The organism is Kitasatospora sp. NPDC004799 (assembly GCF_040609095.1).
In the GTDB taxonomy this organism is placed as follows: domain Bacteria; phylum Actinomycetota; class Actinomycetes; order Streptomycetales; family Streptomycetaceae; genus Kitasatospora.
The window spans coordinates 1-24,943 of record NZ_JBEXJK010000016.1; the positions used below are offsets into that span (position 1 = coordinate 1).

Sequence of the window (24,943 nt, forward strand, 5' to 3'; positions counted from 1 at the left end):
GGGCGGTCGCGCCCTCCGCGCCCCGGCACGGGCTGCGGGGAGGATCAGCCCTTGGCGCGGCCGGCCCGGCCGCGCCGCATCGACGCTCCGTTCGACGTCATGGTCGCCATCGAGATCGCCGCGAGGCCGAGCAGGAACATCACGGCGCCCACGATGACGCAGGTCACGATGTTCTTGCCGTGCGCGACGGACCCGGAGACGGCCCACGGGGAGATGATCGTCCAGACACCCAGCGCAGCGGCCGCCCAGGCCCGCGCGTGGGTGCGTTCGTAGGCCGAGCCGTAGCCGGCCATCAGGGCCGTGTAGGCCAGACCCACGATCAGGCAGGTCACGGTCAGGGTGCTGAACGCGGTGAAGCCGACGATCCACGGCGATGCCGCCAGGAAGAGACCGGCCAGGACGGCCAGGGCCTCGACGGCCTGGGCGCGGGGAGTCGAGGTGACCCGCTCGTAGCGTTCGCGCAGTTCGACGATGTCCGGATGGTGCTCCATGCCCGTCGTCGGGATATGGGTTGCCACCGATACCACCTCCTGTGGTCGGAACCGGTAAGGCGCTTGCCCCGTACCCATTCTGGCGCTTATCTAACGTTTTGCACCCGATGGCCAGGAATGGTAGATAACCATCCGATCACGCCGGTGACCTGCGTCTCAACCGTCGGGGGCGCCATTGCCTATGCAACTCGTTGCATAGCAGGATGCGGACCATGGCACTGGAGCACGCGATCCTCGTCTCGCTGCTGGAGCAGCCCGGCTCCGGCTACGAGCTGGCCCGGCGCTTCGACCGCTCGATCGGGCGCTTCTGGACCGCCACCCACCAGCAGATCTACCGGGTGCTGCGGCGGATGGAGGCGGACGGCTGGGTGGCCGCGCAGGAGGTCCCCCAGGACGGGCGACCGGACAAGAAGGTCTACTCGGCGGCCGAGGCCGGACGGGCCGCACTGGCCGCCTGGCTGCGCGAGCCCGTCGAGCCGGAGACCGTCCGGCACGAGCTCGCGGTCAAGATCCGGGCCGCCGCCTTCGACGACCCGGCCGCGCTGGTCTCCGAGGTCGAACGGCACCGCGAGGGCCACGCCGCCCTGCTCGCCCGCTACCTGCACGGCGAGCAGCGGGACTTCCCCGACGCGACCGCGCTCGACGCCCGGCAGCAGCTGCAGCACGTGGTGCTGCGCGGCGGGATCGAGTACGAGCGGATGACCCTCGCCTGGCTCGACGACGTGCTCGCCACCCTGCGCCGACTCGCCGCCAACCGGCCGACCTGACCGGCAGTCCCAGCGGCCGACCCGACCGGCTGCGCCGACCGACCGGCTGACCGACCGGCCCGGCCCGCCGCCCCGCCCTCCTCACACCCTCGACCCCCGGGAGCCCCTCGATGCTCTTCAACCCGCGCAGCTACGACCCCGCACAGTTCGACGAGCCGACCCGCCGACTGCTGCGCGCGACGGTGGACTGGTTCGAGTCCCGCGGCAAGAAGGCGCTGATCGACACCTACATCGACCGCAGCTGGTACGCCGACTTCCTGGACTTCGCCGCGAAGGAGGGCCTGTTCGCGGAGTTCCTGACCCCCGCCTCGGCCGACCCCGAGAAGCGCTGGGACACCGCGCGGATCGCCGAGCTGAACGAGATCCTCGGCTTCTACGGCCTCGGCTACTGGTACACCTGGCAGGTCACCATCCTGGGCCTCGGCCCGGTCTGGCAGAGCGAGAACGAGGCCGTCCGCGCCCGCGCCGCCCGGCTCCTCGCGGAGGGCCACGTGATGGCCTTCGGCCTGTCCGAGCGCACCCACGGCGCCGACATCTACTCCACCGACATGATCCTCACCCCGGACGGCGAGGGCGGCTTCACCGCGACCGGCTCCAAGTACTACATCGGCAACGGCAACGTGGCCGGCCTGGTCTCGGTGTTCGGCCGCCGCTCGGACGTCGAGGGCCCGGAGGGCTACGTCTTCTTCGCCGCCGACAGCCGCCACGACGCGTACCACCTGGTCAAGAACGTGGTGAACGCGCAGATGTACGTCAGCGAGTTCCGCCTGGAGGACTACCCGGTGCGCGCCGAGGACGTGCTGCACACCGGCCAGGCCGCCTTCGACGCGGCGCTCAACACCGTCAACGTCGGCAAGTTCAACCTCTGCACCGCCTCGATCGGCATCTGCGAGCACGCGATGTACGAGGCCGTCACGCACGCCCACAACCGGATGCTGTACGGCAAGCGGGTCACCGACTTCCCGCACGTCAAGCGGGAGTTGACGGACGCCTACGTCCGCCTGGCGGCGATGAAGCTGTTCAGCGCGCGGGCCGTGGACTACTTCCGCACCGCCTCCGCCGAGGACCGCCGCTACCTGCTGTTCAACCCGATGACCAAGATGAAGGTCACCACCGAGGGCGAGAAGGTCATCGACCTGATGTGGGACGTCATCGCAGCCAAGGGCTTCGAGGCGGACACCTACTTCGACAAGGCCGCGAAGGACATCCGCGGCCTGCCGAAGCTGGAGGGCACCGTCCACGTCAACCTGGCGCTGATCCTCAAGTTCATGGGCAACTACCTGTTCGCCCCGGCCGACTACGCTCCGGTGCCGACCCGCCTGGACGCCGCCGACGACGCCTTCCTGTTCCAGCAGGGCCCGGCCCGCGGCCTCGGCGCGATCCGCTTCCACGACTGGCGCACCGCCTACGACCGCCACGCCGGGCTGCCCAACGTCGCCCGCTTCCGCGAACAGGCCGACGGCTTCTGCGCGTTGCTGCTGGAGAACGCGCCGAGCAAGGAGCAGCAGGCGGACCTGGACTTCCTGCTGGAGATCGGCCAGCTGTTCGCGCTGATCGTCTACGGCCAGCTGGTGCTGGAGCAGGCCGAGCTGACCGGCCTGACCGCCTCCGAGCACGGCGGCGACGTGCTGGACCGGATCTTCGACGCGCTGGTCCGGGACTTCTCCGCGCACGCCACCGAGCTGCACGGCAAGGCCTCGGCCACCGAGGAGCAGGCCGCCTGGGCGCTGGCGAACGTGCGCCGCCCGGTCGCCGACCCGGAGCGGGACGCCCGGGTCTGGGCGCAGGTCGAGGCGCTCTCCGGCGCGTACGAGATGCAGCCCTGAGGACGAGAGCCCTGAGGACGAGACCCCGGGGGTGCCGGTCGGCGGGCCGGCACCCCCGGTTCACCTCTCCGGGGTGCCCCGGTCGTCGCCGAGGCCCATGTCGCGGGCCCGGGCGACCGCCTCGGCGCGCGTGGCGACGTGCAGCTTCTCGAAGATGTGGGTGATGTGGTTGCGGACGGTCTTCTCCGCGACCACCAGCTCCCGGGCGATCCGCCGGTTGTCCAGCCCGCGCGCGACCAGGTCCAGCACCTCGGCCTCGCGGGCGGTGAGGTCGGGGAAGAGCTGCCCCGCCTCGCGCATCTTCGCGCCGGCCAGCAGGGCGGTGATCCGACCGGCCACCTCGCCGCCGAACACCGCGCCGCCCGCCGCGACCGTCCGCACCGCGTGCAGCACCTCCTCCCGCCCGGCCCCCTTGACCAGGTAGCCGCGCGCGCCCGCCTGGAGGGCGGCGAGCAGGTTCCCGTTGTCGTCCGACATGGTCAGCATCAGCACCGGCGGCGGCGACTCCTGGGTGGCGAGCTGCCGGACGGCCTCCAGTCCGGAGCCGTCGGGCAGCGAGAGGTCCATGATCACCACGGTCGGGCGGTGCCGGGCGACCGCCTCCGGCACGTCGGCCACCCGCTCGGCCTCGGCGACCACGAGGACGCCCTCGGCGCTCTCCAGCGCCGCCCTGAGGCCCTCCCGGAAGAGCGGGTGGTCGTCGACGATCAGCACACGGACGGGCGTGGCGCCACCCGGGTCTGCGGGCTCCACCGGCTGTTCTTCATCCACCCGGTCGACACTATCAGCGGCGATCGCGTGACTTTCCGTGACGTGCTCGTGGAGTCCTCAGCGTGTCGGGGCCGGACCCTTCCGAGTCGGCCGGAACGGCCGGGCCAGGACGGTCCGGCCGTTCCGGGACGTCGGCGAGACCGGCGCCCCAGGCGCCCGGGACGCCGGGCCGCCGGGACCGGGCCCCACCCGGTCCACCCGGTCCACCCGGCGGTCCGGCGTCCGGCCCGGCCCGTCCGCGAGATGGCGCCGCGCGCTCAGCCCTGCGGTCCGGCCCGCCCCGAGCGCGCGGGCCTGCCGGTCCACTCCGGCCCCAGGACCGCGCCGGGCGCGCCGACGCGGCCCAGCACCGCGGTGACCGGTCCACGCCGGCCGGCCCGGAGGCCGTACCGCTCCCCCGCCCGGACGTAGACCAGATCGCCTGCCAGCAACGGCACTTCGCCGAGTTCGCCGAGGAAGACCGCGGCCCCGGAGAGGAGCACCAGGAAGGCGTCGGCGGCCCGGTCCGCGTACGGGCCGCAGGTGCCGTCCGGGTCCAGCCGCACGGCGCCCACCTCCACCTGCCGCCAGTTCGACCCGGGGGCGGAGTCCGACCGCTGGGCCGGGACGGCGACCCGGCGCGGGGTGGGCCGGACGGTGAGCACGGCGGTCGGCGCGCCACGGACGGCGGAGATCCGGCAGGAGGTGCCGGGCCGGTGGTGCAGCGCCTCGCCCGGGGAGAGGACCCGGCCGGCCGCGAACAGCCGGCCGGAGAGCACCACGGTCACCGACTCGACGGACTCGTAAGGGAGTTGCTCGACCCGGACGCCCGGCGGCAGCGCTTCGACGGTCAGTCCGGCACGGACGCCCGGCCGCTGCTCCGGGTCGATCAGCCGCTGGAACGCGGGCGCGGTGCGCGGGACGGCCGCGGGGACGAGTATCACGAGGGGCTCCTCCGACGAGGACTGGCGGGACCGGTCAGGGCCGGTCCCGACGGGCTGCGCGGCGCCGGGCCAGGGCGGCCCGGGTGCCGGCGCGGTGCCGGGGGACGACGAGGGTCAGGCAGAGCAGTTCCGCGCCGAGCGGTCCGGCTTCGAGGTGCAGGGTGCGGCCGCGGCGGGCCAGCAGCAGGTCGCCTTCGGAGGCCAAGTGGTCCGGCTCGTCCGACAGTTGGCCGACGACGGTGGCGCCGCGCAGCACGTGCAGGACGGTCTCGGTATCGGGCCGGCCCGGGAGGACGTGGTGGGCTCCCGGGCTCAGCCGCAGGTGGTCGAAGGCCTCGCAGGCACTGGCGAGCATCGGGCTCCGGGCGAGGGAGCGGATCCGTACCCGCTCGCCGTTCGGGCCGACGACGACCATGGCCGCGCCGGTGTCGGTGGTGACGATCACCTGGGGTCACCTTCTTCGGGAGGGACTTCGGGAGAGGCTTCGGGAGAGGCTTCGGACGGGTGGGTGGCGATGGCGGGGACGGCGAGCAGGGCGTGGAAGTACTCCAGCCCGGCCGTCCCGGCGGTCAGGACGGTCCGCGAGCCGAGCGGCAGCACGAGCGCGGTGCCCTCGACCAGCGGCAGGCCGGCGTCGGCGCGCTCCGGGTGGTCCGGGTGCACGGCGTCCTCGGGGAGTTCGGCGAGCCCGGAGCCGGCGGTGACGTAGAGCGCGTGCTCGACGCCGTCGGCGGCCACCTCGGTGCTCCGGCCCGGGTCGAGGGTTTGCAGGCCGACGCCGCGCAGCGGTCCGGCGAGCAGGCGGCCGGGGTCGACGGCGCCTCGGCGGCGCAGGTCGGTGATGACGGTGCCCGACATGACGGGCGCTCCTTCCGGTCGCGGGCGGGCTCTGCGGTCCGCCTCTGCGATCCACCGTGCGCCGCCCGTTGTCCCGGCCGCACGGGGGTGTCGTCCCGTCCGGCTCCCGATCCGATCCCGGCCGCGATCCCGGGCGGATCCCGGACCGCTCCCACCCGCGATCCCGGCCCGGCCCGGCCCCGGCCCGCGCCGTCACGCCCGGCCCGGCCCCGGCCTGCGCCCCGACGTGCGCCCCCACCGCACGCGGCCCCGCCCGGCCCGGCCCGGGACCGCCCGGGACCGCCCCGCGCCGACCGGAACGACGTACGGTGGAACCGGAGGCCGTGTCATGCACGTCACCGGAACCCACTTCACCCGCTTCGCCGACCGCACCGAGGCAGGCCGTCGGCTGGCCGCCCGGCTCGGCCACCTGGCCGGCCCCGACACCGTGATCGTGGCGCTGCCGAGGGGCGGCGTGCCGGTGGCCGCCGAGGTCGCCGCGGCGCTCGGCGCCCCGCTGGACATCTGCGTGATCCGCAAGCTCGGCGTTCCCTACCAGCCCGAGCTCGGCATGGGGGCGATCGGCGAGGACGGCATCCGGGTCCTGAACGACCAGGTGATCCGGTTCTCCGCGGTCACCGACGAGCAACTGGCCGAGGTGGAGCGGCTGGAGCGCGCCGAACTGGCGCGCCGGGCCCGCCGCTACCGGGGCGACCGGCCGCCCGCCGACCTGCGCGGACGCACCGTGGTCGTGGTGGACGACGGCATCGCCACCGGGTCCACCGCCCGGGCGGCCTGCCGGATCGTCCGGGCGCGCGGCGCGGCCCGGGTAGTGCTCGCGGTGCCGGTCGCGCCGGTGGACTGGGCCGAGCGCCTGGACGAGGTCGCCGACGAGCTGGTCTGCGTCGACACACCGTCCCCGTTCTACGCGATCGGCGAGTTCTACGCCGACTTCTCGCAGACCGAGGACGAGGAGGTGCTGCGGCTGCTGGCCGAGGCCCGCGGCAACCCGTCCGCGGGCTCGGCCGGGGCCGACCGCGAGCTGCTGCTGCCCGTCGCCGGGGTCCGCCTCGCGGGCCGGCTGACGGTGCCGGCCGGCGCGCGCGGGGTCGTCGTCTTCGCGCACGGCAGCGGCAGCGGCCGGCACAGCCCGCGCAACCGGCACGTCGCCGAGTACCTGAACCGCACCGGGCTGGCCACGCTGCTGTTCGACCTGCTCACCGAGGCCGAGGAGGCCGACCGGCGGAACGTGTTCGACGTGGCGCTGCTGGGCGGGCGGCTGACCGCCGTCGCCCGGCGGCTGGGCGCGGCGGAGGACGGCCCGGACGCCGCCGTGCCCGAGACCCGCGGCCTGCCGCTCGGCCTGTTCGGCGCCAGCACCGGCGCCGCGGCCGCGCTGCACACCGCCGCCGAGCTGGGCCCGGCCGTGCGCGCCGTGGTCTCCCGGGGCGGCCGCCCGGACCTCGCCGCGCCCGACACGCTGGCCCGGGTCCGCGCCCCCACGCTGCTCGTCGTCGGCTCGCTGGACCCCACCGTGCTCGACCTCAACCGGCGGGCCCGGAGCCGGCTGCGCTGCGAGAGCGCGCTGTCGGTGGTGCCGCACGCGAGCCACCTGTTCGAGGAGCCGGGCGCCCTGGACCGGGTCGCCGAGCTGGCCTCGGACTGGTTCCTGCGCCACCTCCCGCGCCCCGCCGGCCCCGGGAGTGCGTGACCGTCCCATTGCGCAGTCTTCGGGCATCACCCCCGGTCGGCAGCGCATTTTGCGCAGCTGACAGCAGGATTTTCTGATCAGCTTGTACACATTGAGCAGTGAAAATCCGACCTGTTGCCCAACGACCCCGACAAGAGCAAGCTCTCCGCAACCACACCGCCCACCCGTTCGGTGCGGTCGCGATCCAGCGGAAGCCTCGACGGCGAGGCCCGAAGTGGAGGAACGAGCGATGACCCCGCAGACCCACGCCCTTGAGCTGACCCCCGAGGAGCGCGAGGCCGGTCTTGACGCCGACCAGCTGCGCCGCCTCGTCGGCCTCGTCGAGCACGACGCGGCCACCGACCCGTTCCCGGTGACCGCCCAGGACGCGGTGGTCTTCGTGGTCGGCAACGCCACCCAGACGGCCCAGTTCTACCAGGTCGTGTTCGGCATGGAGCTGGTCGCCTACTCCGGCCCGGAGACCGGCCGCCGGGACCGCAAGGCGTACGTGCTCCGCTCCGGCTCCTGCCGCTTCGTGATCAAGGGCGGCGTCCAGCCGGACAGCCCGCTGCTGGACCACCACCGCCGCCACGGCGACGGCGTCGTCGACCTCGCCCTGGAGGTCCCGGACGTCGACAAGTGCATCGAGCACGCCCGCGCGTCCGGCGCCACCGTGCTGGAGGAGCCGAACGACGTCTCGGACGAGAACGGCACCGTGCGCCGCGCGGCCATCGCCACCTACGGCGAGACCCGCCACACCCTGATCGACCGCTCCCGCTACCACGGCCCGTACCTGCCGGGCTACGTCGTCGCGGAGAGCAGGGTCACCCACCCGGAGGGCTCGCCCAAGCGCCTCTTCCAGGCCCTCGACCACGCCGTCGGCAACGTCGAGCTGGGCCGGATGGACGAGTGGGTGGCGTTCTACAACCGCGTCATGGGCTTCGTGAACATGGCCGAGTTCGTCGGCGACGACATCGCCACCGAGTACTCCGCGCTGATGTCCAAGGTCGTCGCCAGCGGCAACCACCGGGTGAAGTTCCCGCTCAACGAGCCGGCCGTCGCCAAGAAGAAGTCCCAGATCGACGAGTACCTGGAGTTCTACACCGGCCCCGGCTGCCAGCACATGGCGCTCGCCACCAACGACATCCTCACCACCGTGGACGTGCTGCGGGCGCGCGGCGTGGAGTTCCTCGCCACCCCGGACGCCTACTACGACGACCCGGAGCTGCGCGAGCGGATCGGCAAGGTCCGGGTGCCGATCGAGGAGCTGAAGAAGCGCGGCATCCTGGTCGACCGCGACGAGGACGGCTACCTGCTGCAGATCTTCACCAAGCCGATCGGCGACCGCCCCACCGTCTTCTACGAGTTCATCGAGCGGCACGGTTCGCTCGGCTTCGGCAAGGGCAACTTCAAGGCGCTCTTCGAGTCCATCGAGCGCGAGCAGGACCGACGCGGCAACCTGTGAGCGTCGACGGGCTCTGACGAGGGGCTCCGTCGCGGGCTCCGTCGCGGGGTTCCGACGACGGGATCCGTCGCGGGGTTCCGACGAACGGATCTCTGACGAACGGTCGAGGAGGACCACGGAGATGGCGTACTACCGGCAGCTGGGCAGCATCCCGCCCAAGCGGCACACCCAGCACCGCACTCCCGAAGGCGGGCTGTACTACGAGGAGTTGATGGGTGAGGAGGGGTTCTCCTCGGACTCCTCGCTGCTCTACCACCGGGGCATCCCCTCGGCGGTGGTCAACGCGGTGCCCTGGGAGCTGCCGGACCAGTCCACGGTGCCCAACCACCCGCTCCTCCCCCGTCACCTCAAGCTGCACGAGCTGTTCGCGGACCAGGACTGGAAGTCCGCGGACGTCGTCGGCAGCCGCCGGCTGGTCCTCGGCAACGGCGACGTGCGGATCTCGTACGTCGCCGCCGGGGCCCCGAGCGAGCTCTACCGCAACGGGCTCGGCGACGAGTGCGTGTACGTGGAGTCCGGCTCCGGCACGGTCGAGACGGTGTTCGGCTCGATCGAGGTCGGGCAAGGCGACTACGTGATCATCCCGCGTGCCACCACCCACCGCTGGGTGCCGGCCGGCGACGAGCCGCTGCGCGCGTACTGCATCGAGGCGAACAGCCACATCACCCCGGTGAAGCGCTACCTGTCCAAGTACGGGCAGCTGCTGGAGCACGCGCCGTACTGCGAGCGGGACTTCCGGGGACCGGTCGGCCCGCTGGTCGTCGACGCCCCCGGGGACGTCGACGTGCTGGTCAAGCACCGCGGCCCGAACGGGATCGCGGGCACCCGCTACACCGTGCCGCACCACCCCTTCGACGTGGTCGGCTGGGACGGCTGCCTGTACCCGTACGCCTTCAACATCCGGGACTTCGAGCCGATCACCGGCCGGATCCACCAGCCGCCGCCGGCCCACCAGGTGTTCGAGGGCAACGGCTTCGTGATCTGCAACTTCGTTCCGCGCAAGGTGGACTACCACCCGCTGGCGATCCCGGTGCCGTACTACCACGCCAACGTGGACAGCGACGAGGTCATGTTCTACTGCGGCGGCGACTACGCGGCCCGCAAGGGCTCCGGCATCGGCCAGGGCTCGATCTCGCTGCACCCGGGCGGGCACACCCACGGGCCGCAGCCGGGGGCGTACGAGCGCAGCATCGGCGCGGAGTTCTTCGACGAGCTGGCGGTCATGGTGGACACCTTCCGGCCGCTGGAGCTCGGCGAGGGCGGCCGGGCGAGCGAGGACGCCGGCTACGCCTGGACCTGGGCCGGTCGGGGGCCCGGGCGATGAGCACACTGCCTTCGGAGGGCACCAGCCCCGGCACGGTTCCCGGTGTGATCCCCGAGCTGTTCCGCGAACTGTTCGACGACGCCGCGGTGTTCCCGCCGGGGAACCTGCCGGTGGCCGAGGCGGTGCCCGCGCACCGGGTGCACCGCGCGGCCTGGTACGCCGAGGCGGTCGGCCCCTTCCTCTGCGGGGCGGGCCGGCTGGGCGAGTTGGCCACGGCGGTCGCCGCGGCGCAGGGGCAGGGCGGCACGGCGGCGGCGGGCGACGGGCCGTTCAGAGTCGGGCTGGTGCTGCCGGGGGGCAGCACCGAGCTCGCCCCGGCGCTCGCCGCCGCCGCGCCCTTCGCGCTGGCCGGCGTCGAGCTGGCCACCCGGGACGCCGCCGAGGCGGTGGCCGCGCTGGACCGGCTGCTGCCGCCGGACGTCCCGGCCGCCGTCGAACTGCCGCGCGAACTCCTGCGCGGGGACGACCTGGACGCCGTCCTGGACGTGCTGGTGGACAGCCCGTACCGGGCGAAGTTCCGCACCGGCGGGCTGGTCGCCGAGGCGTTCCCGGACGAGGACGAGCTGGCCGCCTTCCTCACCGGCTGCGCGCGGCGCGGACTGCCGTACAAGTGCACGGCCGGGCTGCACAACGCCGTCCGGCACACCGACCGGGAGACCGGGTTCGAGCACCACGGCTTCCTGAACGTGCTGCTGGCCGCGCAGGAGACCGACCGGGCCGCCGCCGCGGCGGTGCTGGCGGAGCGCGACGGCGCAGTGCTGGCCAAGGCGGTGCGCGCCCTGACGGATCGTCAGGTTACGGTGATCCGCAACTCGTTCACCGCGTTCGGCACCTGCAGCATCGCCGAGCCCCTGGGCGACCTGGCCGCGCTCGGCCTGCTGTCGTCGCCCAGTCCACTGCACCAGGAGGACCGTTGACCACCCCCCGCAGCTGGCTCGCCAGCGCTCAGGACTCGCCGTTCGGCGTGCACAACCTGCCGTACGGCGTCTTCACCGCCGCCGACCGGCCCGGGCGGCGCCGGATCGGTGTGCGCGTCGGGGACTTCGTGCTGGACGCCGGGGCGGCCGCCCGCGCGGCCGGCTCGCCGTCGGCGCTGCTGGACGCGGACTCGCTCAACCCGCTGATGGCGGCGGGGCGTCCGGTCTGGACCCGGGTGCGGGCGGACCTGACCGCCTGGCTCACCGACGAGTCCTTCCGCGAGGCGCTGTCGCCGGCCCTGGTGCCGGCCGACGAGGTGGAGCTGCACCTGCCGTTCGAGGTCGCCGACTACGTCGACTTCTACGCCTCGGAGCACCACGCCACCAACCTGGGCCGGATCTTCCGCCCGGGGTCGGAGCCGCTCACCCCCAACTGGAAGCACCTGCCGATCGGTTACCACGGGCGGGCGGGCACGGTCGTGGTCTCCGGCACGCCGGTGGTGCGGCCGTTCGGGCAGCGCAAGGCGCCCGCCGACGCCGCGCCAACCTTCGGGCCGTCACGCCGGCTGGACATCGAGGCCGAGGTCGGCTTCGTCGTCGGCACGCCGTCGGAGCTGGGCCGACCGGTCGTGCTGGACGACTTCCGCGAGCACGTGTTCGGCGTCTGCCTGCTCAACGACTGGTCGGCGCGCGACATCCAGGCCTGGGAGTACGTGCCGCTCGGCCCGTTCCTCGGCAAGTCCTTCGCCACCTCCGTCTCACCGTGGATCGTCCCGCTGGAGGCCCTGGAGCACGCCCGGGTCACCCCGCCGGAGCGCGACGTCGAGCCGCTGGCGTACCTGGACGACCGGGGCGGCGAGCCGTGGGGCCTGGACCTGGCGATGGAGGTCCGGCTGAACGGGCACCCGGTCTCCCGGCCGCCGTTCGCCACCATGTACTGGACGGCGCAGCAGCAGCTGACCCACATGACCGTCAACGGCGCCTCGCTGCGCACCGGCGACCTGTTCGCCTCGGGGACGGTCAGCGGGCCGGAGCGGGACACCCGGGGTGCGCTGATCGAGCTGACCTGGAACGGCGAGGAGCCGCTGAAGCTCCCGGACGGGACGACCCGGACGTTCCTGGAGGACGGCGACGAGGTGACCATCACGGCCACCGCGCCCGGGCCGGACGGTGCCGTGATCGGGTTCGGCGAGGTCACGGGGCGGGTGCGGGGCTGAGGGCCACCGCCGACGAATGACAGATGACGGATGACGGATAACAGCTGACAGATTTCATCATCTGTCAGCTGTTATCTGTTTGGCGCGCCCGCCCGCCCCTACAGCCCCGCCCCGCCCGTGGCGTCCACGACCCGCCCGGTCACCCAGCGGGCGTCGTCGGAGGCGAGGAAGGCGACGATGTCCGCGATGTCCTCCGGCTGCCCAACCCGGCCGAGCGCGGCGACCGAGGCCGCGTACGCCTCGGCCTCCGCGTTGCCGCGCAGCCAGCCCGCGTTGACGTCGGTGTCCACGATGCCCGGCGCGACCGAGTTCACGGTGATCCCGCGCGGGCCGAGCTGCTTGGCGAGGTTGAGGGTGAAGGTGTCCAGCGCCCCCTTGGTCGCCCCGTAGGCGATGATCTCGGGCATCGCCAGCCGGGCGGCACCGCTGGAGACGTTGACGATCCGGCCACCGTCCCGCAGCCGCTTCAGGCCGTGCTGCACCACGAAGAACGGCGCCCGGACGTTGACCGCGAACACCGCGTCGAAGTCCTCCTCGGTCAGCGACTCGAGGTCGGAACTGCGCCCGATCCCGGCGTTGTTCACGATGATGTCCACCCCGCCGTCCGGGGCGTGCGCCCCGATCCCGGCGTCGAAGGCCGCCCAGAGCGCGGCCGCGTCGCCGTGCCGGCCGAGTTCGGCGTGCAGCGCGAACGCCCGCCCGCCGTCGGCGCGGATGCCGGCCACCACCTCCTCCGCCGCCGCCCCGTCCCGGGCGTAGCCGACGGCGACGGTGGCGCCGTCCCGCCCGAGCCGGCGGGCGATGGCCCGCCCGATCCCCCTGCTGCCGCCCGTGACCAGCGCCACCTTGCCCTGAAGTCCGTACGCGCCCGCGCCCATGGCCGAGCCCCTTCCGTCGCAGCCGAATGATTGTTGAGCGATCGCTCAAGAAAGAAGCTAGCACACACTTCTTGAGTGACTGCTCTAAAATTCGACGCATGAGCGAGGCGAACCCGGCGACAGCGGCACCCCACGACGCGGCACCCGAAGACGCGGCGCGCGCAGGCGCAGCCGCCGAGGCCTCGGCGGCCGACGCCCCCCGCCGCCCCCGGCGCGGCCGCCCGCCGGCCTTCGACCGCGCCGAGGCCCTGGCCGCGGCCACCCGGCTGTTCTGGCAGCTCGGCTACGAGGCCACCTCCGTCACCGACCTCACCGCCGCCATGGGCATCCGCCCCGGCAGCCTGTACGCGGCCTTCGGCGACAAGCGGTCGCTGTTCGAGGAGGTGGTCCGCCAGTACGGCCGCTCCCCCGTCGGCGCGTTCGTGACCGTCGCGCTGGCCGAGGAGCCCACCGCGTACGGCGCCTTCGCCCGCATCCTGCGCGAGGCCGCCGCCGTCTACCCCGACCCGTCCCATCCGGCCGGCTGCCTGGTGATCTCCGCCGCCACCAACGTCACCCCGCAGGACGCCGGCGTCCAGGCGCAGCTGCGCGAGCTGCGCAACGGGAACCTGCGGACCTTCGAGGCCCGGCTGCGCCAGGCCGTGGAGGACGGCGAACTGCCGCCCGGCGCCGACCCGAAGGCGCTGGCCGGGTACTTCGGCACCGTCCTGCAGGGGATGTCCCAGCAGGCCCGGGACGGCGCCCCCGCCGCCGACCTGGCCCGCACCGCCGAACTCGCCCTGCGCGCCTGGCCCTGCGCCCTCGGCCGCACCGCCCCGCCCCCGGCCCGGTGATCACCGCGCCCGGCCGCCCCCGGTACGGTGGACGCCGGGGTTCCGGCGGCAGCCGGCCAGGAGCAGCGGGAAGCGACGGCGACCGGCCGGGACTAGCGGCCGGACGACCGGACGAGGACGACCGGTGGACGACGTCGACATCACCGAGGAACGGGAGCGGGCCCGATGAGCACAGAGGTGGCGGAGGTCCAGGCGTTCCTGGACGGCGGCGTCGGACGGCTCGTGCTGAACCGTCCACGGGCGCTCAACTCGCTGACCCACGGCATGGTCACCGCGCTGCGCACCACCCTGGACGCCTGGGCCGCGGACGACCGGATACGCGCCGTCGTACTGACCGGAGCGGGCGAGCGCGGCCTGTGCGCGGGCGGCGACATCCGCGCGATGCACGACGACGCCAAGGCGGGCGGGGCCGGCACCCGGGCGTTCTTCCGGGACGAGTACCGGCTGAACGCGCTGATCGCCCGCTACCCGAAGCCGTACGTCGCGGTGCTGGACGGCATCACCATGGGCGGCGGGGTCGGCGTGTCCGCCCACGGCTCGGTGCGGATCGTCACCGAGCGCTCCACCGTCGCGATGCCGGAGACCCGGATCGGCATCGCCCCGGACGTCGGCGGCAGCCGGCTGCTCGCCCGCGCCCCGGGCGAGTTGGGCACCCACCTCGGGCTCACCGCGGCCTCGATGGGGCCGGGCGACGCCCTGCTGTGCGGGTTCGCGGACCACTTCGTGCCCTCGTCGCGCATCCCCGGCCTGTTGGAGGCCCTGGGCCGGAGCACCGCCACGGCGACCGGGAGCACCGCCGCCGAGGTCGCCGCCCTCGTCACCGGCCTCGTCGCCGCGCAGGCCGAGCCGGCGCCGCCCGCCGCACTGGCCGACCAGCGCGCCTGGATCGACGCCTGCTACGCGGCCGACACGGTCGAGGAGATCGTCGACCGGCTGCTCGACTCCGGTGTCCCGGCGGCGAAGGAGGCCGCCGAAGCCGTCCTGGCGAACTCCCCCACCGCCGTCAAGACCACCCTGGCCGCGCTGCGCCGCGCCCGTACGCTCCCCTCGCTGGAGGCGGTGCTCGACCAGGAGTACCGGATCTCCTGCGCCGCGCTGGAGAGCCACGACATGGTCGAGGGCATCCGCGCGCAGGTGGTCGACAAGGACCGCACCCCCCGTTGGAAGCCCGGCACGCTCGCCGAGGTGACGGAGGCGGACGTCGCCCGCTTCCTCGCCCCGCGCGCGGGCGACGAGCTGGGCCTCGCCTGACCTCGCCGCGAGCTGGTGACCGGTGTCTCGCATACCAAGACTGGCGCGAGGCGGGGCGTGTCGTGGATCGTTGGGTGGTCAGGGCGCGCCCACGGGCGCCGAGCAGCGGAAATGGGAGTCAACGGCGATGACCGAGACCGAGACCTTCGAGACGATCCTGGTCGAGCGCAAGGGCCGGGTGGGGCTGATCACGCTCAACCGGCCCAAGGCGCTCAACGCGCTGAACACCCAGCTCATGAACGAGGTGGTCGCCGCCGCGACCGCCTTCGACCGCGACCCGGAGATCGGCTGTCTGGTGATCACCGGCTCGGAGAAGGCCTTCGCGGCCGGCGCCGACATCAAGGAGATGCAGGGCAACCGCTTCCCGGACGTCTACCTGGACGACTGGCTGGGCCCGTGGGACCAGCTCGGCGCCCTGCGCAAGCCGGTCGTCGCGGCGGTGGCCGGGTTCGCGCTGGGCGGTGGCTGCGAGCTGGCGATGCTGTGCGACATCCTGCTGGCGGCGGACACCGCGAAGTTCGGGCAGCCGGAGATCAAGCTCGGCGTCATCCCCGGCATCGGCGGCTCGCAGCGGCTGACCCGCGCGGTCGGCAAGGCGAAGGCCATGGAGCTGTGCCTGACCGGCCGGATGATGGGCGCCGAGGAGGCCGAGCGGGCCGGACTGGTCTCCCGGATCGTCCCGGCGGACCAGCTGCTGTCCGAGGCGCTGGCCACCGCCGAGACGGTCGCGGCGATGTCCGCCCCGGCGGCGATCATGATGAAGGAGAGCGTCAACCGCGCCTTCGAGACGACGCTCGCCGAGGGCGTCCGCTTCGAGCGCCGGCTCTTCCACGCGGCCTTCGCCACGGCGGACCAGAAGGAGGGCATGGCGGCCTTCGCCGAGAAGCGCCCGCCGGAGTTCCGGAACCGCTGACGGCGGTGGGCCGACGAATGACAGCTGACAGATTTCAGATGATGAAATCTGTCAGCTGACATCTGTCAGCTGAACAGTGTCGGCTGAACGTTGTCCGCCGAACTCTGTCCGCCGGCCGCGCCCCCGCCGCCGCCCTCAGCCCTCCTCCTTCTCCTCCTCCACCGCCGCCGTGTTCAGCCGGGCGAGCCCGCTGCGGGTGGCGGCGACGACGATCCGGTCCCCCGGGGCGAGCCGTCGGGTGCGGTCCGGGAAGTTCCACTGCAGCTGATCGCCGTGGGCGAGGCGCACCGCGATCACCCGGACCCCGCCCGGGTCCTCGAGGTCGTGCCGGTTCAGCCCGATCAGCCCGCTGCCGTCCTCCACCGTCAGCTCGGCGATCAGCAGCACGTGCCGGAGCACCGACAGCGTCCCGCGCACCTCGCGTCCCATCAGCGCCGCCGCGAAGGCGGGCGCGGCCAGGTAGGACACCGACCGGGAGGCCGCGTTGTCCAGCGTCCGGTAGAAGTGGCCGGCGAAGTCGTCCTCGAACAGCCGCACCACCACCCGGACCTCGGGATTGCCGTGGCGCGCCTCCAGGGCCGCCTCCAGGTTGGTGGCGTCGTCCCCGCTGACCGCGACCAGCGCCCGGCTGTGCTTCAGCCGGGCCCGGCGCAGCTGCTGCTCGAACGGGCCGTCGCCCAGCACCACCGGGATCCCCAGGGCCCGTACGGCGGCGATGCCGCGTGCCTGCGGGTCCCGCTCCATGCAGACCACCGGCACGCCCATGCCGTGCAGTTGGGTCGCGACCCGGGTGCCGACGTTGCCGAGGCCGACGACGATCACGTGGTCCCGGGTGCCCGCCCCGGGGTTGCGCGGCTGCCCGCGCCGCCCGGAGCCCAGCACCTCGACCGCGATGGCGGTGGCGACCGGCGCGAAGGTGATCCCGCAGACGGTGATCACCACCTGGGCGACCCGCTGCCAGAACCCGCCGGTGCCCGTCCCGTCCGCGAGGTCGGAGAGCTGGTCCGGCTGGGCGGCGCCGGCCAGGTCGAGCAGCGTGATGTAGACCGTCCAGCCGAAGTTCCGGTTGAGGTACCAGAGCACCCCGAAGGCCAGCAGCACCGCCGCGAGGGCGCTGAGCAGCACCAGCCGCATCCGGGCGCTGGTGAAGAAGCGCATGGTGTCGAGCAGCCGCCAGCGCACCCGCCGCCGCCAGCCGATCGGCACCCGGGGCTCGATCCGCAGCACCTGGAGCGCCGCCCGGCCGCCCGGGTCCTCCTGCGCGGCCGGGTCGCCCTGCGGCACCGGTTCGCGCCGTACGCCACCGGGCGGGATCGGCTCGTTGCCGCCGAACTTCTGGGCGAACTCGACGAATTCGGCCGAGTCGCCCCGCTGCTCGGGCAGCAGCCGGATCCTGCCGAGGTCCTGCCGGTCGATGTGGTCGGCGACCATGCAGAGCCGGTCGGCGGTGATGTCGTCGTCGTACGCGACGTGCAGGTAACGCCCGTCGATCTCCACCGAGTTGGGCCGCCCGAGCGCCGCGGAGGCGAAGGCCGGGGCGGCGGTGGCGGAGCCGGAGAGCGCGGCGCCGTTCTTGAGCAGCCGTTCGATGTTTTCGCCGAGCCGCTGGTTGAACATCCGGAACACGATGCGGATGTCCGGGTTGTGGTTCTGGGCGCTGAGCGCGGCGTGGATGTTCTCCTGGTCGCTCCCCTCGACCAGGGCGAGACCGCGCGCGGTGCCGACGGACACCGCGCGCAGCGCCTCCTCGGTGACGCTGGCGTACTCCACGACCGCCGCGACGCCGTCGAGTTGCTCGATCTGCGGCGCGTGGTCACGGGTCCGGTCGGCCACCAGGACGACGACCGGCACCCCGTAGTGCTCGACGAGTTCCAGGACCAGTCGGTGCGCCAGCGCGTTGCCCCCGCAGACGATGTAGTGCTGGCTGATCGGCTCGACCGGAGGGGTCCCCCACCCTTCAGAAGTCATACCGACGGACGGTATCGACGGAAGGTGTCCGGGGGATGACGTTCCGGCGACCGCGGCGGATCCCCCGAACGGCCGCATCCGGCGCGCGGTCCCGCGGTGGCGCGGAGAGGCTGGGGTTCGTTCCCTGCCCGCCAGCCGGCCGACCCGACCCTCCCGCGTCGCACGACCAGCACCTCGCACGTCGTACCTCGCACGACCGTCGCACGGCCCGAACGTCGTCCGTCGTCCGGCCCCAGCCCGAGGAGTACGCCACCGTGGTCTCTCCGATCATCACCCCCGACGGGACCCCGGTCCAGGGCCCGCTCGGACTGCTCGCCAAGGCCGCCTGGCAGGTCCTGCTGGCCGCCGGACTCGCCTCGCTCGCCCTCGGGATCGTGGTCTTCGCCTGGCCCCGGGAGACGCTCCTCGTGGTCGGCGTGCTGTTCGGCCTCTACCTGCTGGTGATCGGCATCGTGCAGCTGGTCGCCGCGTTCGGCACCCATTCCACCACCGCGCTGCGGGTGCTGGCCTTCATCAGCGGCGCGATCTGCGTGCTGCTGGGGCTGCTCTGCTTCCGCAGCGCGGTGCAGTCGCTGCTGCTGCTCGCGCTCTGGATCGGGATCGGCTGGCTGTTCCGCGGCATCACCCAGCTGGCCGCCGCGCTCTCCGACCCGATGATGCCCGCCCGCGGCTGGCAGGCCTTCGCGGGCGCGGCCAACACGGTGGCCGGCGTGCTGCTGATGGTGTGGCCGGTCGGGTCGATCACCGCGCTGACCGTCCTGGCCGGGTGCTGGCTGGTCATCCTGGGCCTGGTCGAGATCGTGACGGCGCTCCAGGTCCGGGGCCGGGCCAAGCGGATCCCGTCAGGGGTCTGACCGCACGGGCTGCCACGGGCCGCCACGTCGCGGAGGCCGTCACGTCGCCGAGGCCGTCACCGTCCGCTCGGAGCCACCCGCCTCCGGCCCCTTCCTGATGGATTACGGGCGCGGCGCGTAGCCGATCCGGAAGGTGGCGGCCTCCAGGCGTTCCGGGCCGAGCCGGACGTCCGTCAGGCGCTCGGCGAGCGCGAACGCGGCCTCGCCGCACAGGTCGTGCGTCTCCGTCTCCAGGTCGAAGCCGCAGGCGGTCAGCAGCTCGGGGATGCCGGGCGCCTCGGCGTCCGTACCGTCCCGCTGGTCGGGGAAGAGCGGCTCGAAGTGCAGCCGTCGGACGCCGTGCTCCCACCAGTGGAAGTGGTCCACGGCGTTGACGTTGCGGAAGTGCGAGACCAACCGGGTGCCGTCACCGAGCCTGGGGATCACGGTGTCCAGGGTGCCGAGGTAGCCGTTCGGCTCGATCGCGAGCGCCCAGCCGTCGAGTTCGGTGACCGCGACGATCAGCCGGTCCTCGGCGAGGTCGAACAGCGCCCCCGCCTCCTCGTCCTCCGCGTCCTCGTAGGCGTCCTCTCGGACCATCACCGCGGCCAGGCCGACCGCGTCGCTCCCCGGCAGGGCGTCGAAGCGGCGCAGCAGTTCGTCGGCCGAGAGCCCCTGGACCTGGGTGAGGCAGTAGGCCTGGCCCAGGTCCGGGTAGCGCTCGTCGAACCAGGTGTAGTCGGTGGCGTGTGCGGTCATGCCGGCGATGCTGCCAGACACCTCGGACACCACCCCGTGCTGGGGCCCGTCGTCAGAGCCAGACCGGCTCGTCCGTCCCCCAGCGTCCGGGCGGGCGCGACCAGTCGGCGGGCGCCCCCTCGTACCCGATCGGCGACAGGGCGTGGCGCAGCCGCCCGTACGCGGAGTCGGTCTCGGCCAGCCAGCGGGAGGGCTCGTAGGGGGCGTACGGCTCGGACGGGGCGGCCTGCGGCGCCTCCGGGTCGATGCCGTGCAGCAGCCAGGAGGCCGTGCCGGCGAGGGAGAAGCGCAGGTGACGGCCGCCGGGGCGGCGGGTGCGCTGGTCGGTGAGGGAGCGCAGGACGGCGGCCGCCATGAGGTAGCCGGTGCCGTGGTCGAGGGCCTGGGCGGGCAGCACGCCGGGGCGTCCCTCGGCGGCGGTATCCGGGCCGGTCCTGTCGCCGGACTCGCGGGCGGACTCGTGAGCGGACTCGCGGGCGGTCTCGTGGGCGGTCCCGCGGGCGATCTCGTGCACGGTCTCGTGGGCGGCGATGCCGACGCCCGCCTGGACCAGGCTGTCGAAGCCGCGCCGTCCGGCCCAGGGGCCGGTCCAGCCCCAGGCACAGAGCTGGGCGAGGATCAGGTCCGGGCGGCGGGCGAACAGCGCCTCGGGGCCCAGGCCGTAGGCGTCGAGGGCGCCGGGTCGGTACGCGGTGACGACGACGTCGGCGGTGGCGAGCAGGTCCTCGAAGACGGCGCGGTCGGCCGGCGCGGCCAGGTCGAGCCGGGTGGAGCGCTTGCCGAAACCGGTGTCGGCGTGGGCGTCGTCGGCCTCCGGCAGCCGGGGCGAGTCGACCCGCAGGACGTCGGCGCCGAGCAGGGCGAGGGTGCGGGTGGCGACCGGTCCGGCGATCACCCGGGTGAGGTCGAGGACCCGGACCCCGGCGGCGGGCCGGTCCACCGGCACCGCACCGAGCGGGCGGACCGGCGCGGCCTCGGCGGCGCCGCCGATCTCCCGGTGCTCCACGAGGGGGTGCACGGCCGGGCTCACCGGCGCGACGGCCACCGCGAGCGCTCCCGCCGCGTACGCACGCTCCTGGATCCGCTCGGCCGGCAGCCTGCCGAGCACCTCGGCGAGCTGCTCGGGCCCGGCGTCCGCGGCGAGGCCGAGGGCGGCGAGCAGCCGGGTGCGGTGGTGCGGGTAGTTGGCGTGGGTGCGCACCCAGCCGTCGGCGGTGCGCCAGAAGCCGGAGTGCGGGGCGAAGGTGACGGGCGTGCGGCCGTCGACCGTCAGGTGCCGCTCGCTGACGAAGGCGGTGGCGACCGCACCCTGGTCCACCCGGACGGCGGGGACGGGGGCGCCGGCACGGTGGGCGGCGAGTTCGGCGGCGGCCAGCGAACAGACGGCCACGGTGGCCCGGGCGAGCCGGCGCACCGGGAGACCGGAGGGCAGGACGTCCTCCGGGCCCTGGAAGCCCACCCGCTCCAGCAGCTCGGGCGGCCCGCCGAGGGCCGCCCAGGCGTGGGCGGTCGGGCGGTCGACGCGGCCGGTGGTGCCGGTCGTTCTGGTCTTGTCGGTGCTTCCGGCAGTCCCGGTGGTTCCAGCGGTTCCTTCTGGCAACGGACGATCGGTCATGCCCGGCATTGTGCTCCCGTTTTCAGGCGGTCGCCGTGACGCCCGCCACCAGCATCAGCAGCACCGCCGAGACCACCGTCATCCGGCGGGCCGCCTGCGGGGTGCCGCCGAACCGGCCGCCGAGCCGCCCGCTGGCGTGCGCGACCAGCCCGTACACCACCGCGCAGGCCAGGACGTTGAGCGAGCCGAGCGCCAGCACCTGCCCGCCGACCGGCAGCGCGGCGTCCGGGTCGACGAACTGCGGCACCAGCGAGAGGTAGAGCAGCAGCCCCTTGGGGTTGAGCAGCGCGGTCAGCATGCTCTGGCGCAGCACCGTCGCGGTGGGCTGCGGCTTGGGCGCGGTCAGGGCGGAGGCGCCCCCGCCCTTGCGCAGCGCCAGCAGCATCATCACGGCCAGCACCAGCAGGTACGCGGCGCCGGTGAGGCGCAGCACGGGCAGGGCGGCCGGGACGGCGCGCAGCGCGGCGGCCAGTCCGGCGCTGGAGAGCAGGGTGTGGACGGCGTACCCGGCGCAGACCCCGCCGACCGCGGTCAGCGCGGCACGGCGGCCCTGGCCGAGGCCGCGGGCGGCGATGTAGAGCCAGTCGGGGCCCGGGGTGCAGACCAGCAGCAGGTCGACTCCGAGGAAGAGGAGGAGGGCGTGGGTGTCCATGGGCGTGGGCGTGGCCTGTCGTGCTCGTCGCGGTGTGGGTCCGGCGGTTCGGCCGGGGTGCCCCGGTCGGGTGGCCGGGGGTGTCCGGTGGTCGGCCGGAGGTGTTCCGGTGGTCGGCTGGAGGTGTTCCGGTACGCGGCCGGGGGCGGTCCGGCGGTCGCCGGGGTGCCCCGGCGGCGGGCCGGGATCTCCGGTGGCCGGTACGGTCACTGAAGGTAGCCGGACGGGGCTGGCACGCGATGGCGACTTCGTGCTGGTCGGAGCGGCGTTTTGGCAGAATATTGCGCCATGGACCGAATCGACCGCAGAATCCTCCGCGAGCTCCAGCAGGACGGGCGCCTGACCAACACCGAGCTGGCCGCCCGGGTGGACCTCACCCCCTCCCCCTGCCTGCGCCGGGTGCGCCAGCTGGAGCAGGACGGCGTGATCCGCGGCTACCGGGCGGTGCTGGACGGCGCGGCGGTCGGGCGCGGGTTCCAGCCCTTCGTGACGATCACCATGCGTCACGAGGACCAGGTGACGGTCGCCGAGTTCGAGCGCCGGGTGGCCGAACTGCCGGAGGTGGTGGAGGCGCACCGGCTGTTCGGCGAGCCCGACTACCTGCTGCGGATCGCGGTGGCCGACATCGCCGCGTACGAGCGCTTCATCACCGACGTGCTCTCCGGCCTGCCGGGGATCGCGCAGGTCAACTCGCACCTGACGATGAAGCAGGTGAAGCCCGACCGGGGGCTGCCGGTCGGCGGGTAGGGTGCGAACCGGGGGCCCGCGCGGCCACCCGTACGGGGGCAGAGCGACGCACTGCGACATGGGGGCTGAATTGCGCGTGATCCGCCGTCTCGACCTGGGGTACTTCGTCCGGCCGGCCAGCGAGGTGGGCGGCCCGGAGCCGCGCGTGGAGCCGGTGTTCGGGTACCTGGTCCGGCGTCCGGAGGGGCTGCTGCTGTTCGACACCGGGATCGGCGGCGGCGAGCCGGAGACCGAGGCCCACTACCGCCCGGTCCGCCGGCCGCTGCCGGAGGCGCTCGCCACGGCCGGGGTCGCCGTCGCCGACATCGACCTGGTGGTCAACTGCCACCTGCACTTCGACCACTGCGGCGGCAACCCGCTGTTCGCCGGCACGCCCGTCCTGGTCCAGGCGGAGGAGCTGGCCACCGCCCGGCGCGGCGGGTACACCATCGACGCGCTGGTCGACTTCCCCGGCGCCGAGTACCGCGAGCTCGACGGCGAGGCCGAGGTGTGGCCGGGCGTGCGGGTGCTGCCCACGCCCGGCCACACCGGGGGCCACCAGTCGCTGCTGGTCGACCGCCCGGGCGGGCCAGTCCTGCTGGCCGGGCAGGCGTACGACTTCGCCTCCGAGTACGGGCAGGCGGTGCTCGCCCGGCGGGCGGCGCGCGAGGGCGTGGCCCCGCCGCTGCCCGGGTACCGGCCCTGGCTGGACCGGGTGGCGGAGTACGGCTTGCACCGGGTGCTGTTCGCGCACGACCACGCGGTGTGGGAGTCGGACGACTAGGCGGATCGGTCGGTGGCGGCGGGAGCCCCGGTCACCCTGAGGTGCTGTTCCCGTAGGAGGTCCTTGCCCCCTCAGGAGGTGTCCGGGGTCCTCACGAGCCCTCACGAGCTCTCAGGGGCTTCAGGGGCTTCAGGGGCTTCAGAACGTGAAGCGCAGCGAGCGGACCCGGTGGTCGAAGCTGGACGGGACGAGCTGCGGCTCGCCGACCGACCGCGCCTCGGGCAGTCGGGTGAACAGCTCGCGGAACAGCGCCGTCATCTCCTGCCGGGCCAGGTGCGCGCCGAGGCAGTAGTGCGGACCGCCGCCGCCGAACCCGAGGTGGGCGTTGGGCGTGCGGGTGATGTCGAAGGCGTCCGGGTCGGGGAAGACCTCCTCGTCGCGGTTGGCCGAGCCGTAGAACAGCGCGACCTTCTCCCCCGCGCGCAGCAGCGGGCCGCCGGAGCCGCCCAGCTCGTGGTCGACGGCGAGGGTCCGGTTGAACTGGATGATCGGCGTGGCGTGGCGGATCATCTCGTCCACCGCGCCACCGAGCCGCCCGTCGAGGTCGGCGAGCAGCAGGTCGCGCTGCTCGGGGTGGACGGTCAGCAGGTGCAGGCCGTGGGCCAGCGCGTTGCGGGTGGTCTCGACCCCGGCGACCAGCAGCAGGCTGAAGAAGGCGCCCAGCTCGCGCCCGGTGAGCCGGCGGCCGTCCACGTCCGCGGTGACCAGCGCGGAGATCAGGTCCTCCTCCGGTCGGCGACGGCGCTGGCGGCCGACCCCGGCGACGATGCCCTGCATCCGGGCCAGCGCCCGCAGCCCGCGCCCGGGCGCCCGGAGCCGGCGGCGCAGCGGGCGGGCCACGCCGATGTCCTCGGAGCTGCGGTTGACCAGGTCGAGGATGGTGCGGCGCGGCCGCTCCGGGATGCCCATCATGGTGCAGATCACCTGGAACGGGAGCTCGGCGGCGACCGCGGTCACGAAGTCCTCCGGCCGCTCCCGCTCGATCCGGTCGACCAGCTCCGCGCTGATCCGGCGGACGTCCTCCTCGACCCGGTCGAGCAGCCGCGGGGTGAAGGCCCGCGAGACGATCCGGCGCAGCTGGGCGTGGCGGGGGTCGTCCAGGTTGACCATCGAGTCGCCGAACAGCACCCGGACCCAGCGGGCCGGGGCGGGGGTGGTCACGCCCGGGCCGCTCAGGAAGACGGCGGGGTTGCGGCTGGCCTCGACCACGTCGGCGTGGCGGACCAGGGCGTGGAAGCCGCGACCGGTGGCGCGGTCGCCGAAGTACACCGGGCCGGGGCGGCTGCGCAGCTCGGCGAAGGCGGCGGCACGGGCGGGGGCGGGCAGCTGCCAGAAGCGGGGGTCGGCGAGGTCGGCGGCCTCGGGCCCGGCGGACGGCTCGGCGGACCGCTCGGCGGACGGCTCAGCGGACGGCTCGGCCGGGCCTGCGGACTCGGGCGCGGCGGAGGCGTCGGATCCGGGTTCAGGCTCGGATTCGGCCTCGGCCTCGGGCTCGGATTCGGC

24 protein-coding genes are annotated in these 24,943 nt (G+C 74.0%); 13 read left to right on the forward strand and 11 right to left on the reverse strand.

Annotated elements, in window-relative coordinates; genetic code table 11:
• Positions 1 to 44: 44 nt before the first annotated feature.
• A complete protein-coding gene (locus tag ABZW03_RS03900; protein WP_355251745.1) occupies positions 45 to 491 on the reverse strand; it encodes an SPW repeat protein in 447 nt (148 codons plus the stop codon).
• A 212-nt stretch (positions 492 to 703) separates the two neighbouring features.
• Here ABZW03_RS03900 and ABZW03_RS03905 point away from each other — a divergent pair, with 212 nt between their 5' ends.
• Together ABZW03_RS03905 and ABZW03_RS03910 are read left to right on the forward strand one after the other, a co-directional pair.
• Entirely contained in the window at positions 704 to 1,258 is a 555-nt protein-coding gene (locus ABZW03_RS03905; protein WP_355251748.1) for a PadR family transcriptional regulator, read from the forward strand.
• Between the two features lie 110 nt (positions 1,259 to 1,368).
• Positions 1,369 to 3,084 (forward strand): acyl-CoA dehydrogenase family protein, encoded by a 1,716-nt coding sequence (locus tag ABZW03_RS03910; RefSeq protein ID WP_355251751.1) that lies wholly within the window; start codon positions 1,369 to 1,371, stop codon positions 3,082 to 3,084.
• Between the two features lie 60 nt (positions 3,085 to 3,144).
• Here the strand turns inward: ABZW03_RS03910 and ABZW03_RS03915 are convergent, their stop codons facing one another.
• The 4 genes from ABZW03_RS03915 to ABZW03_RS03930 form a co-directional block, all read right to left on the reverse strand.
• The gene (locus tag ABZW03_RS03915) at positions 3,145 to 3,855 is read right to left on the reverse strand and encodes a response regulator transcription factor (RefSeq protein ID WP_355251754.1); all 711 of its coding nucleotides are present in this window, start codon (positions 3,853 to 3,855) and stop codon (positions 3,145 to 3,147) included.
• 257 nt (positions 3,856 to 4,112) lie between these two features.
• The gene (locus ABZW03_RS03920; RefSeq protein WP_355251757.1) at positions 4,113 to 4,778 is read right to left on the reverse strand and encodes a hypothetical protein; all 666 of its coding nucleotides are present in this window, start codon (positions 4,776 to 4,778) and stop codon (positions 4,113 to 4,115) included.
• A gap of 34 nt (positions 4,779 to 4,812) precedes the next feature.
• The gene (locus ABZW03_RS03925; RefSeq protein ID WP_355251760.1) at positions 4,813 to 5,223 is read right to left on the reverse strand and encodes a hypothetical protein; all 411 of its coding nucleotides are present in this window, start codon (positions 5,221 to 5,223) and stop codon (positions 4,813 to 4,815) included.
• Positions 5,220 to 5,636, reverse strand: coding sequence for a hypothetical protein (locus ABZW03_RS03930; protein ID WP_355251763.1), 417 nt, complete (start codon positions 5,634 to 5,636; stop codon positions 5,220 to 5,222). The genes ABZW03_RS03925 and ABZW03_RS03930 overlap by 4 nt, the downstream gene beginning before the upstream one ends.
• Before the next feature lie 328 nt (positions 5,637 to 5,964).
• Here ABZW03_RS03930 and ABZW03_RS03935 point away from each other — a divergent pair, with 328 nt between their 5' ends.
• The 5 genes from ABZW03_RS03935 to fahA all read left to right on the forward strand — a co-directional run bounded on the left by ABZW03_RS03935 (position 5,965) and on the right by fahA (position 12,228).
• Positions 5,965 to 7,326: a phosphoribosyltransferase family protein gene (locus ABZW03_RS03935; RefSeq protein ID WP_355251766.1), complete on the forward strand. Its 1,362-nt coding sequence runs from the start codon at positions 5,965 to 5,967 to the stop codon at positions 7,324 to 7,326.
• A gap of 229 nt (positions 7,327 to 7,555) precedes the next feature.
• Positions 7,556 to 8,770 carry a 4-hydroxyphenylpyruvate dioxygenase gene (hppD, locus tag ABZW03_RS03940; protein ID WP_355251769.1) on the forward strand — a complete coding sequence of 405 codons (1,215 nt, stop codon included), beginning with the start codon at positions 7,556 to 7,558 and terminating at the stop codon, positions 8,768 to 8,770.
• 121 nt (positions 8,771 to 8,891) lie between these two features.
• The gene (locus tag ABZW03_RS03945; RefSeq protein WP_355251772.1) at positions 8,892 to 10,094 is read left to right on the forward strand and encodes a cupin domain-containing protein; all 1,203 of its coding nucleotides are present in this window, start codon (positions 8,892 to 8,894) and stop codon (positions 10,092 to 10,094) included.
• Entirely contained in the window at positions 10,091 to 11,011 is a 921-nt protein-coding gene (locus tag ABZW03_RS03950; RefSeq protein ID WP_355251775.1) for a hypothetical protein, read from the forward strand. The genes ABZW03_RS03945 and ABZW03_RS03950 overlap by 4 nt, the downstream gene beginning before the upstream one ends.
• Complete coding sequence (gene fahA / locus ABZW03_RS03955) at positions 11,008 to 12,228, forward strand: fumarylacetoacetase (RefSeq protein ID WP_355251778.1); 1,221 nt, start codon at positions 11,008 to 11,010, stop codon at positions 12,226 to 12,228. The genes ABZW03_RS03950 and fahA overlap by 4 nt, the downstream gene beginning before the upstream one ends.
• A gap of 98 nt (positions 12,229 to 12,326) precedes the next feature.
• On the opposite strand, the gene ABZW03_RS03960 is transcribed toward fahA, so the two are convergent.
• A complete protein-coding gene (locus tag ABZW03_RS03960) occupies positions 12,327 to 13,106 on the reverse strand; it encodes an SDR family oxidoreductase (protein WP_355251781.1) in 780 nt (259 codons plus the stop codon).
• Between the two features lie 98 nt (positions 13,107 to 13,204).
• On the opposite strand from ABZW03_RS03960, the gene ABZW03_RS03965 reads away from it, so the two are divergent.
• From ABZW03_RS03965 to ABZW03_RS03975, 3 genes are all read left to right on the forward strand, one after another.
• Positions 13,205 to 13,939, forward strand: a complete 735-nt coding sequence (locus ABZW03_RS03965; RefSeq protein WP_355251784.1) for a TetR/AcrR family transcriptional regulator — start codon at positions 13,205 to 13,207, stop codon at positions 13,937 to 13,939.
• Positions 13,940 to 14,104: 165 nt separating this feature from the next.
• Positions 14,105 to 15,190, forward strand: a complete 1,086-nt coding sequence (locus tag ABZW03_RS03970) for an enoyl-CoA hydratase/isomerase family protein (RefSeq protein WP_355251787.1) — start codon at positions 14,105 to 14,107, stop codon at positions 15,188 to 15,190.
• Between the two features lie 127 nt (positions 15,191 to 15,317).
• Positions 15,318 to 16,103, forward strand: a complete 786-nt coding sequence (locus ABZW03_RS03975) for an enoyl-CoA hydratase (RefSeq protein WP_355251790.1) — start codon at positions 15,318 to 15,320, stop codon at positions 16,101 to 16,103.
• Positions 16,104 to 16,238: 135 nt separating this feature from the next.
• On the opposite strand, the gene ABZW03_RS03980 is transcribed toward ABZW03_RS03975, so the two are convergent.
• Entirely contained in the window at positions 16,239 to 18,071 is a 1,833-nt protein-coding gene (locus tag ABZW03_RS03980) for an NAD-binding protein (protein ID WP_355251793.1), read from the reverse strand.
• A gap of 254 nt (positions 18,072 to 18,325) precedes the next feature.
• Between ABZW03_RS03980 and ABZW03_RS03985 the strand changes: the two genes are divergently transcribed.
• The gene (locus ABZW03_RS03985) at positions 18,326 to 18,925 is read left to right on the forward strand and encodes a DUF308 domain-containing protein (protein ID WP_355251796.1); all 600 of its coding nucleotides are present in this window, start codon (positions 18,326 to 18,328) and stop codon (positions 18,923 to 18,925) included.
• A gap of 102 nt (positions 18,926 to 19,027) precedes the next feature.
• On the opposite strand, the gene ABZW03_RS03990 is transcribed toward ABZW03_RS03985, so the two are convergent.
• The 3 genes from ABZW03_RS03990 to ABZW03_RS04000 are packed head-to-tail and all read right to left on the reverse strand — an operon-like array spanning position 19,028 to position 21,930.
• A complete protein-coding gene (locus ABZW03_RS03990; RefSeq protein ID WP_355251799.1) occupies positions 19,028 to 19,663 on the reverse strand; it encodes a DUF6461 domain-containing protein in 636 nt (211 codons plus the stop codon).
• A 52-nt stretch (positions 19,664 to 19,715) separates the two neighbouring features.
• Positions 19,716 to 21,278: a CoA transferase gene (locus ABZW03_RS03995; RefSeq protein WP_355251802.1), complete on the reverse strand. Its 1,563-nt coding sequence runs from the start codon at positions 21,276 to 21,278 to the stop codon at positions 19,716 to 19,718.
• Positions 21,279 to 21,300: 22 nt separating this feature from the next.
• The gene (locus ABZW03_RS04000; protein ID WP_355251805.1) at positions 21,301 to 21,930 is read right to left on the reverse strand and encodes a LysE family translocator; all 630 of its coding nucleotides are present in this window, start codon (positions 21,928 to 21,930) and stop codon (positions 21,301 to 21,303) included.
• 288 nt (positions 21,931 to 22,218) lie between these two features.
• Here ABZW03_RS04000 and ABZW03_RS04005 point away from each other — a divergent pair, with 288 nt between their 5' ends.
• Both ABZW03_RS04005 and ABZW03_RS04010 read left to right on the forward strand, forming a co-directional pair.
• Positions 22,219 to 22,677 carry an Lrp/AsnC family transcriptional regulator gene (locus tag ABZW03_RS04005; protein ID WP_355251808.1) on the forward strand — a complete coding sequence of 153 codons (459 nt, stop codon included), beginning with the start codon at positions 22,219 to 22,221 and terminating at the stop codon, positions 22,675 to 22,677.
• A 58-nt stretch (positions 22,678 to 22,735) separates the two neighbouring features.
• Positions 22,736 to 23,440: an N-acyl homoserine lactonase family protein gene (locus ABZW03_RS04010; protein WP_355251811.1), complete on the forward strand. Its 705-nt coding sequence runs from the start codon at positions 22,736 to 22,738 to the stop codon at positions 23,438 to 23,440.
• A gap of 138 nt (positions 23,441 to 23,578) precedes the next feature.
• On the opposite strand, the gene ABZW03_RS04015 is transcribed toward ABZW03_RS04010, so the two are convergent.
• Positions 23,579 to 24,766 carry a cytochrome P450 gene (locus ABZW03_RS04015; protein ID WP_355251860.1) on the reverse strand — a complete coding sequence of 396 codons (1,188 nt, stop codon included), beginning with the start codon at positions 24,764 to 24,766 and terminating at the stop codon, positions 23,579 to 23,581.
• Positions 24,767 to 24,943: the final 177 nt, after the last annotated feature.

Excerpts from the sequence above, each read along its gene's own strand:
- ABZW03_RS03910 (WP_355251751.1), top strand. The coding sequence starts at position 1,369 with ATGCTCTTCAACCCGCGCAGCTACGACCCCGCACAGTTCGACGAGCCG.
- ABZW03_RS03930 (WP_355251763.1), bottom strand. The coding sequence starts at position 5,636 with ATGTCGGGCACCGTCATCACCGACCTGCGCCGCCGAGGCGCCGTCGAC.
- ABZW03_RS03900 (WP_355251745.1), bottom strand. The coding sequence starts at position 491 with ATGGAGCACCATCCGGACATCGTCGAACTGCGCGAACGCTACGAGCGG.
- ABZW03_RS03905 (WP_355251748.1), top strand. The coding sequence starts at position 704 with ATGGCACTGGAGCACGCGATCCTCGTCTCGCTGCTGGAGCAGCCCGGC.
- ABZW03_RS03995 (WP_355251802.1), bottom strand. The coding sequence starts at position 21,278 with ATGACCGATCGTCCGTTGCCAGAAGGAACCGCTGGAACCACCGGGACT.
- ABZW03_RS03970 (WP_355251787.1), top strand. The coding sequence starts at position 14,105 with ATGAGCACAGAGGTGGCGGAGGTCCAGGCGTTCCTGGACGGCGGCGTC.
- ABZW03_RS03965 (WP_355251784.1), top strand. The coding sequence starts at position 13,205 with ATGAGCGAGGCGAACCCGGCGACAGCGGCACCCCACGACGCGGCACCC.
- ABZW03_RS03950 (WP_355251775.1), top strand. The coding sequence starts at position 10,091 with ATGAGCACACTGCCTTCGGAGGGCACCAGCCCCGGCACGGTTCCCGGT.
- hppD (WP_355251769.1), top strand. The coding sequence starts at position 7,556 with ATGACCCCGCAGACCCACGCCCTTGAGCTGACCCCCGAGGAGCGCGAG.
- ABZW03_RS03960 (WP_355251781.1), bottom strand. The coding sequence starts at position 13,106 with ATGGGCGCGGGCGCGTACGGACTTCAGGGCAAGGTGGCGCTGGTCACG.
- ABZW03_RS04000 (WP_355251805.1), bottom strand. The coding sequence starts at position 21,930 with ATGGACACCCACGCCCTCCTCCTCTTCCTCGGAGTCGACCTGCTGCTG.
- ABZW03_RS03935 (WP_355251766.1), top strand. The coding sequence starts at position 5,965 with ATGCACGTCACCGGAACCCACTTCACCCGCTTCGCCGACCGCACCGAG.
- ABZW03_RS03975 (WP_355251790.1), top strand. The coding sequence starts at position 15,318 with ATGACCGAGACCGAGACCTTCGAGACGATCCTGGTCGAGCGCAAGGGC.
- ABZW03_RS03980 (WP_355251793.1), bottom strand. The coding sequence starts at position 18,071 with ATGACTTCTGAAGGGTGGGGGACCCCTCCGGTCGAGCCGATCAGCCAG.
- ABZW03_RS04005 (WP_355251808.1), top strand. The coding sequence starts at position 22,219 with ATGGACCGAATCGACCGCAGAATCCTCCGCGAGCTCCAGCAGGACGGG.
- ABZW03_RS03990 (WP_355251799.1), bottom strand. The coding sequence starts at position 19,663 with ATGACCGCACACGCCACCGACTACACCTGGTTCGACGAGCGCTACCCG.
- ABZW03_RS03945 (WP_355251772.1), top strand. The coding sequence starts at position 8,892 with ATGGCGTACTACCGGCAGCTGGGCAGCATCCCGCCCAAGCGGCACACC.
- ABZW03_RS04010 (WP_355251811.1), top strand. The coding sequence starts at position 22,736 with ATGGGGGCTGAATTGCGCGTGATCCGCCGTCTCGACCTGGGGTACTTC.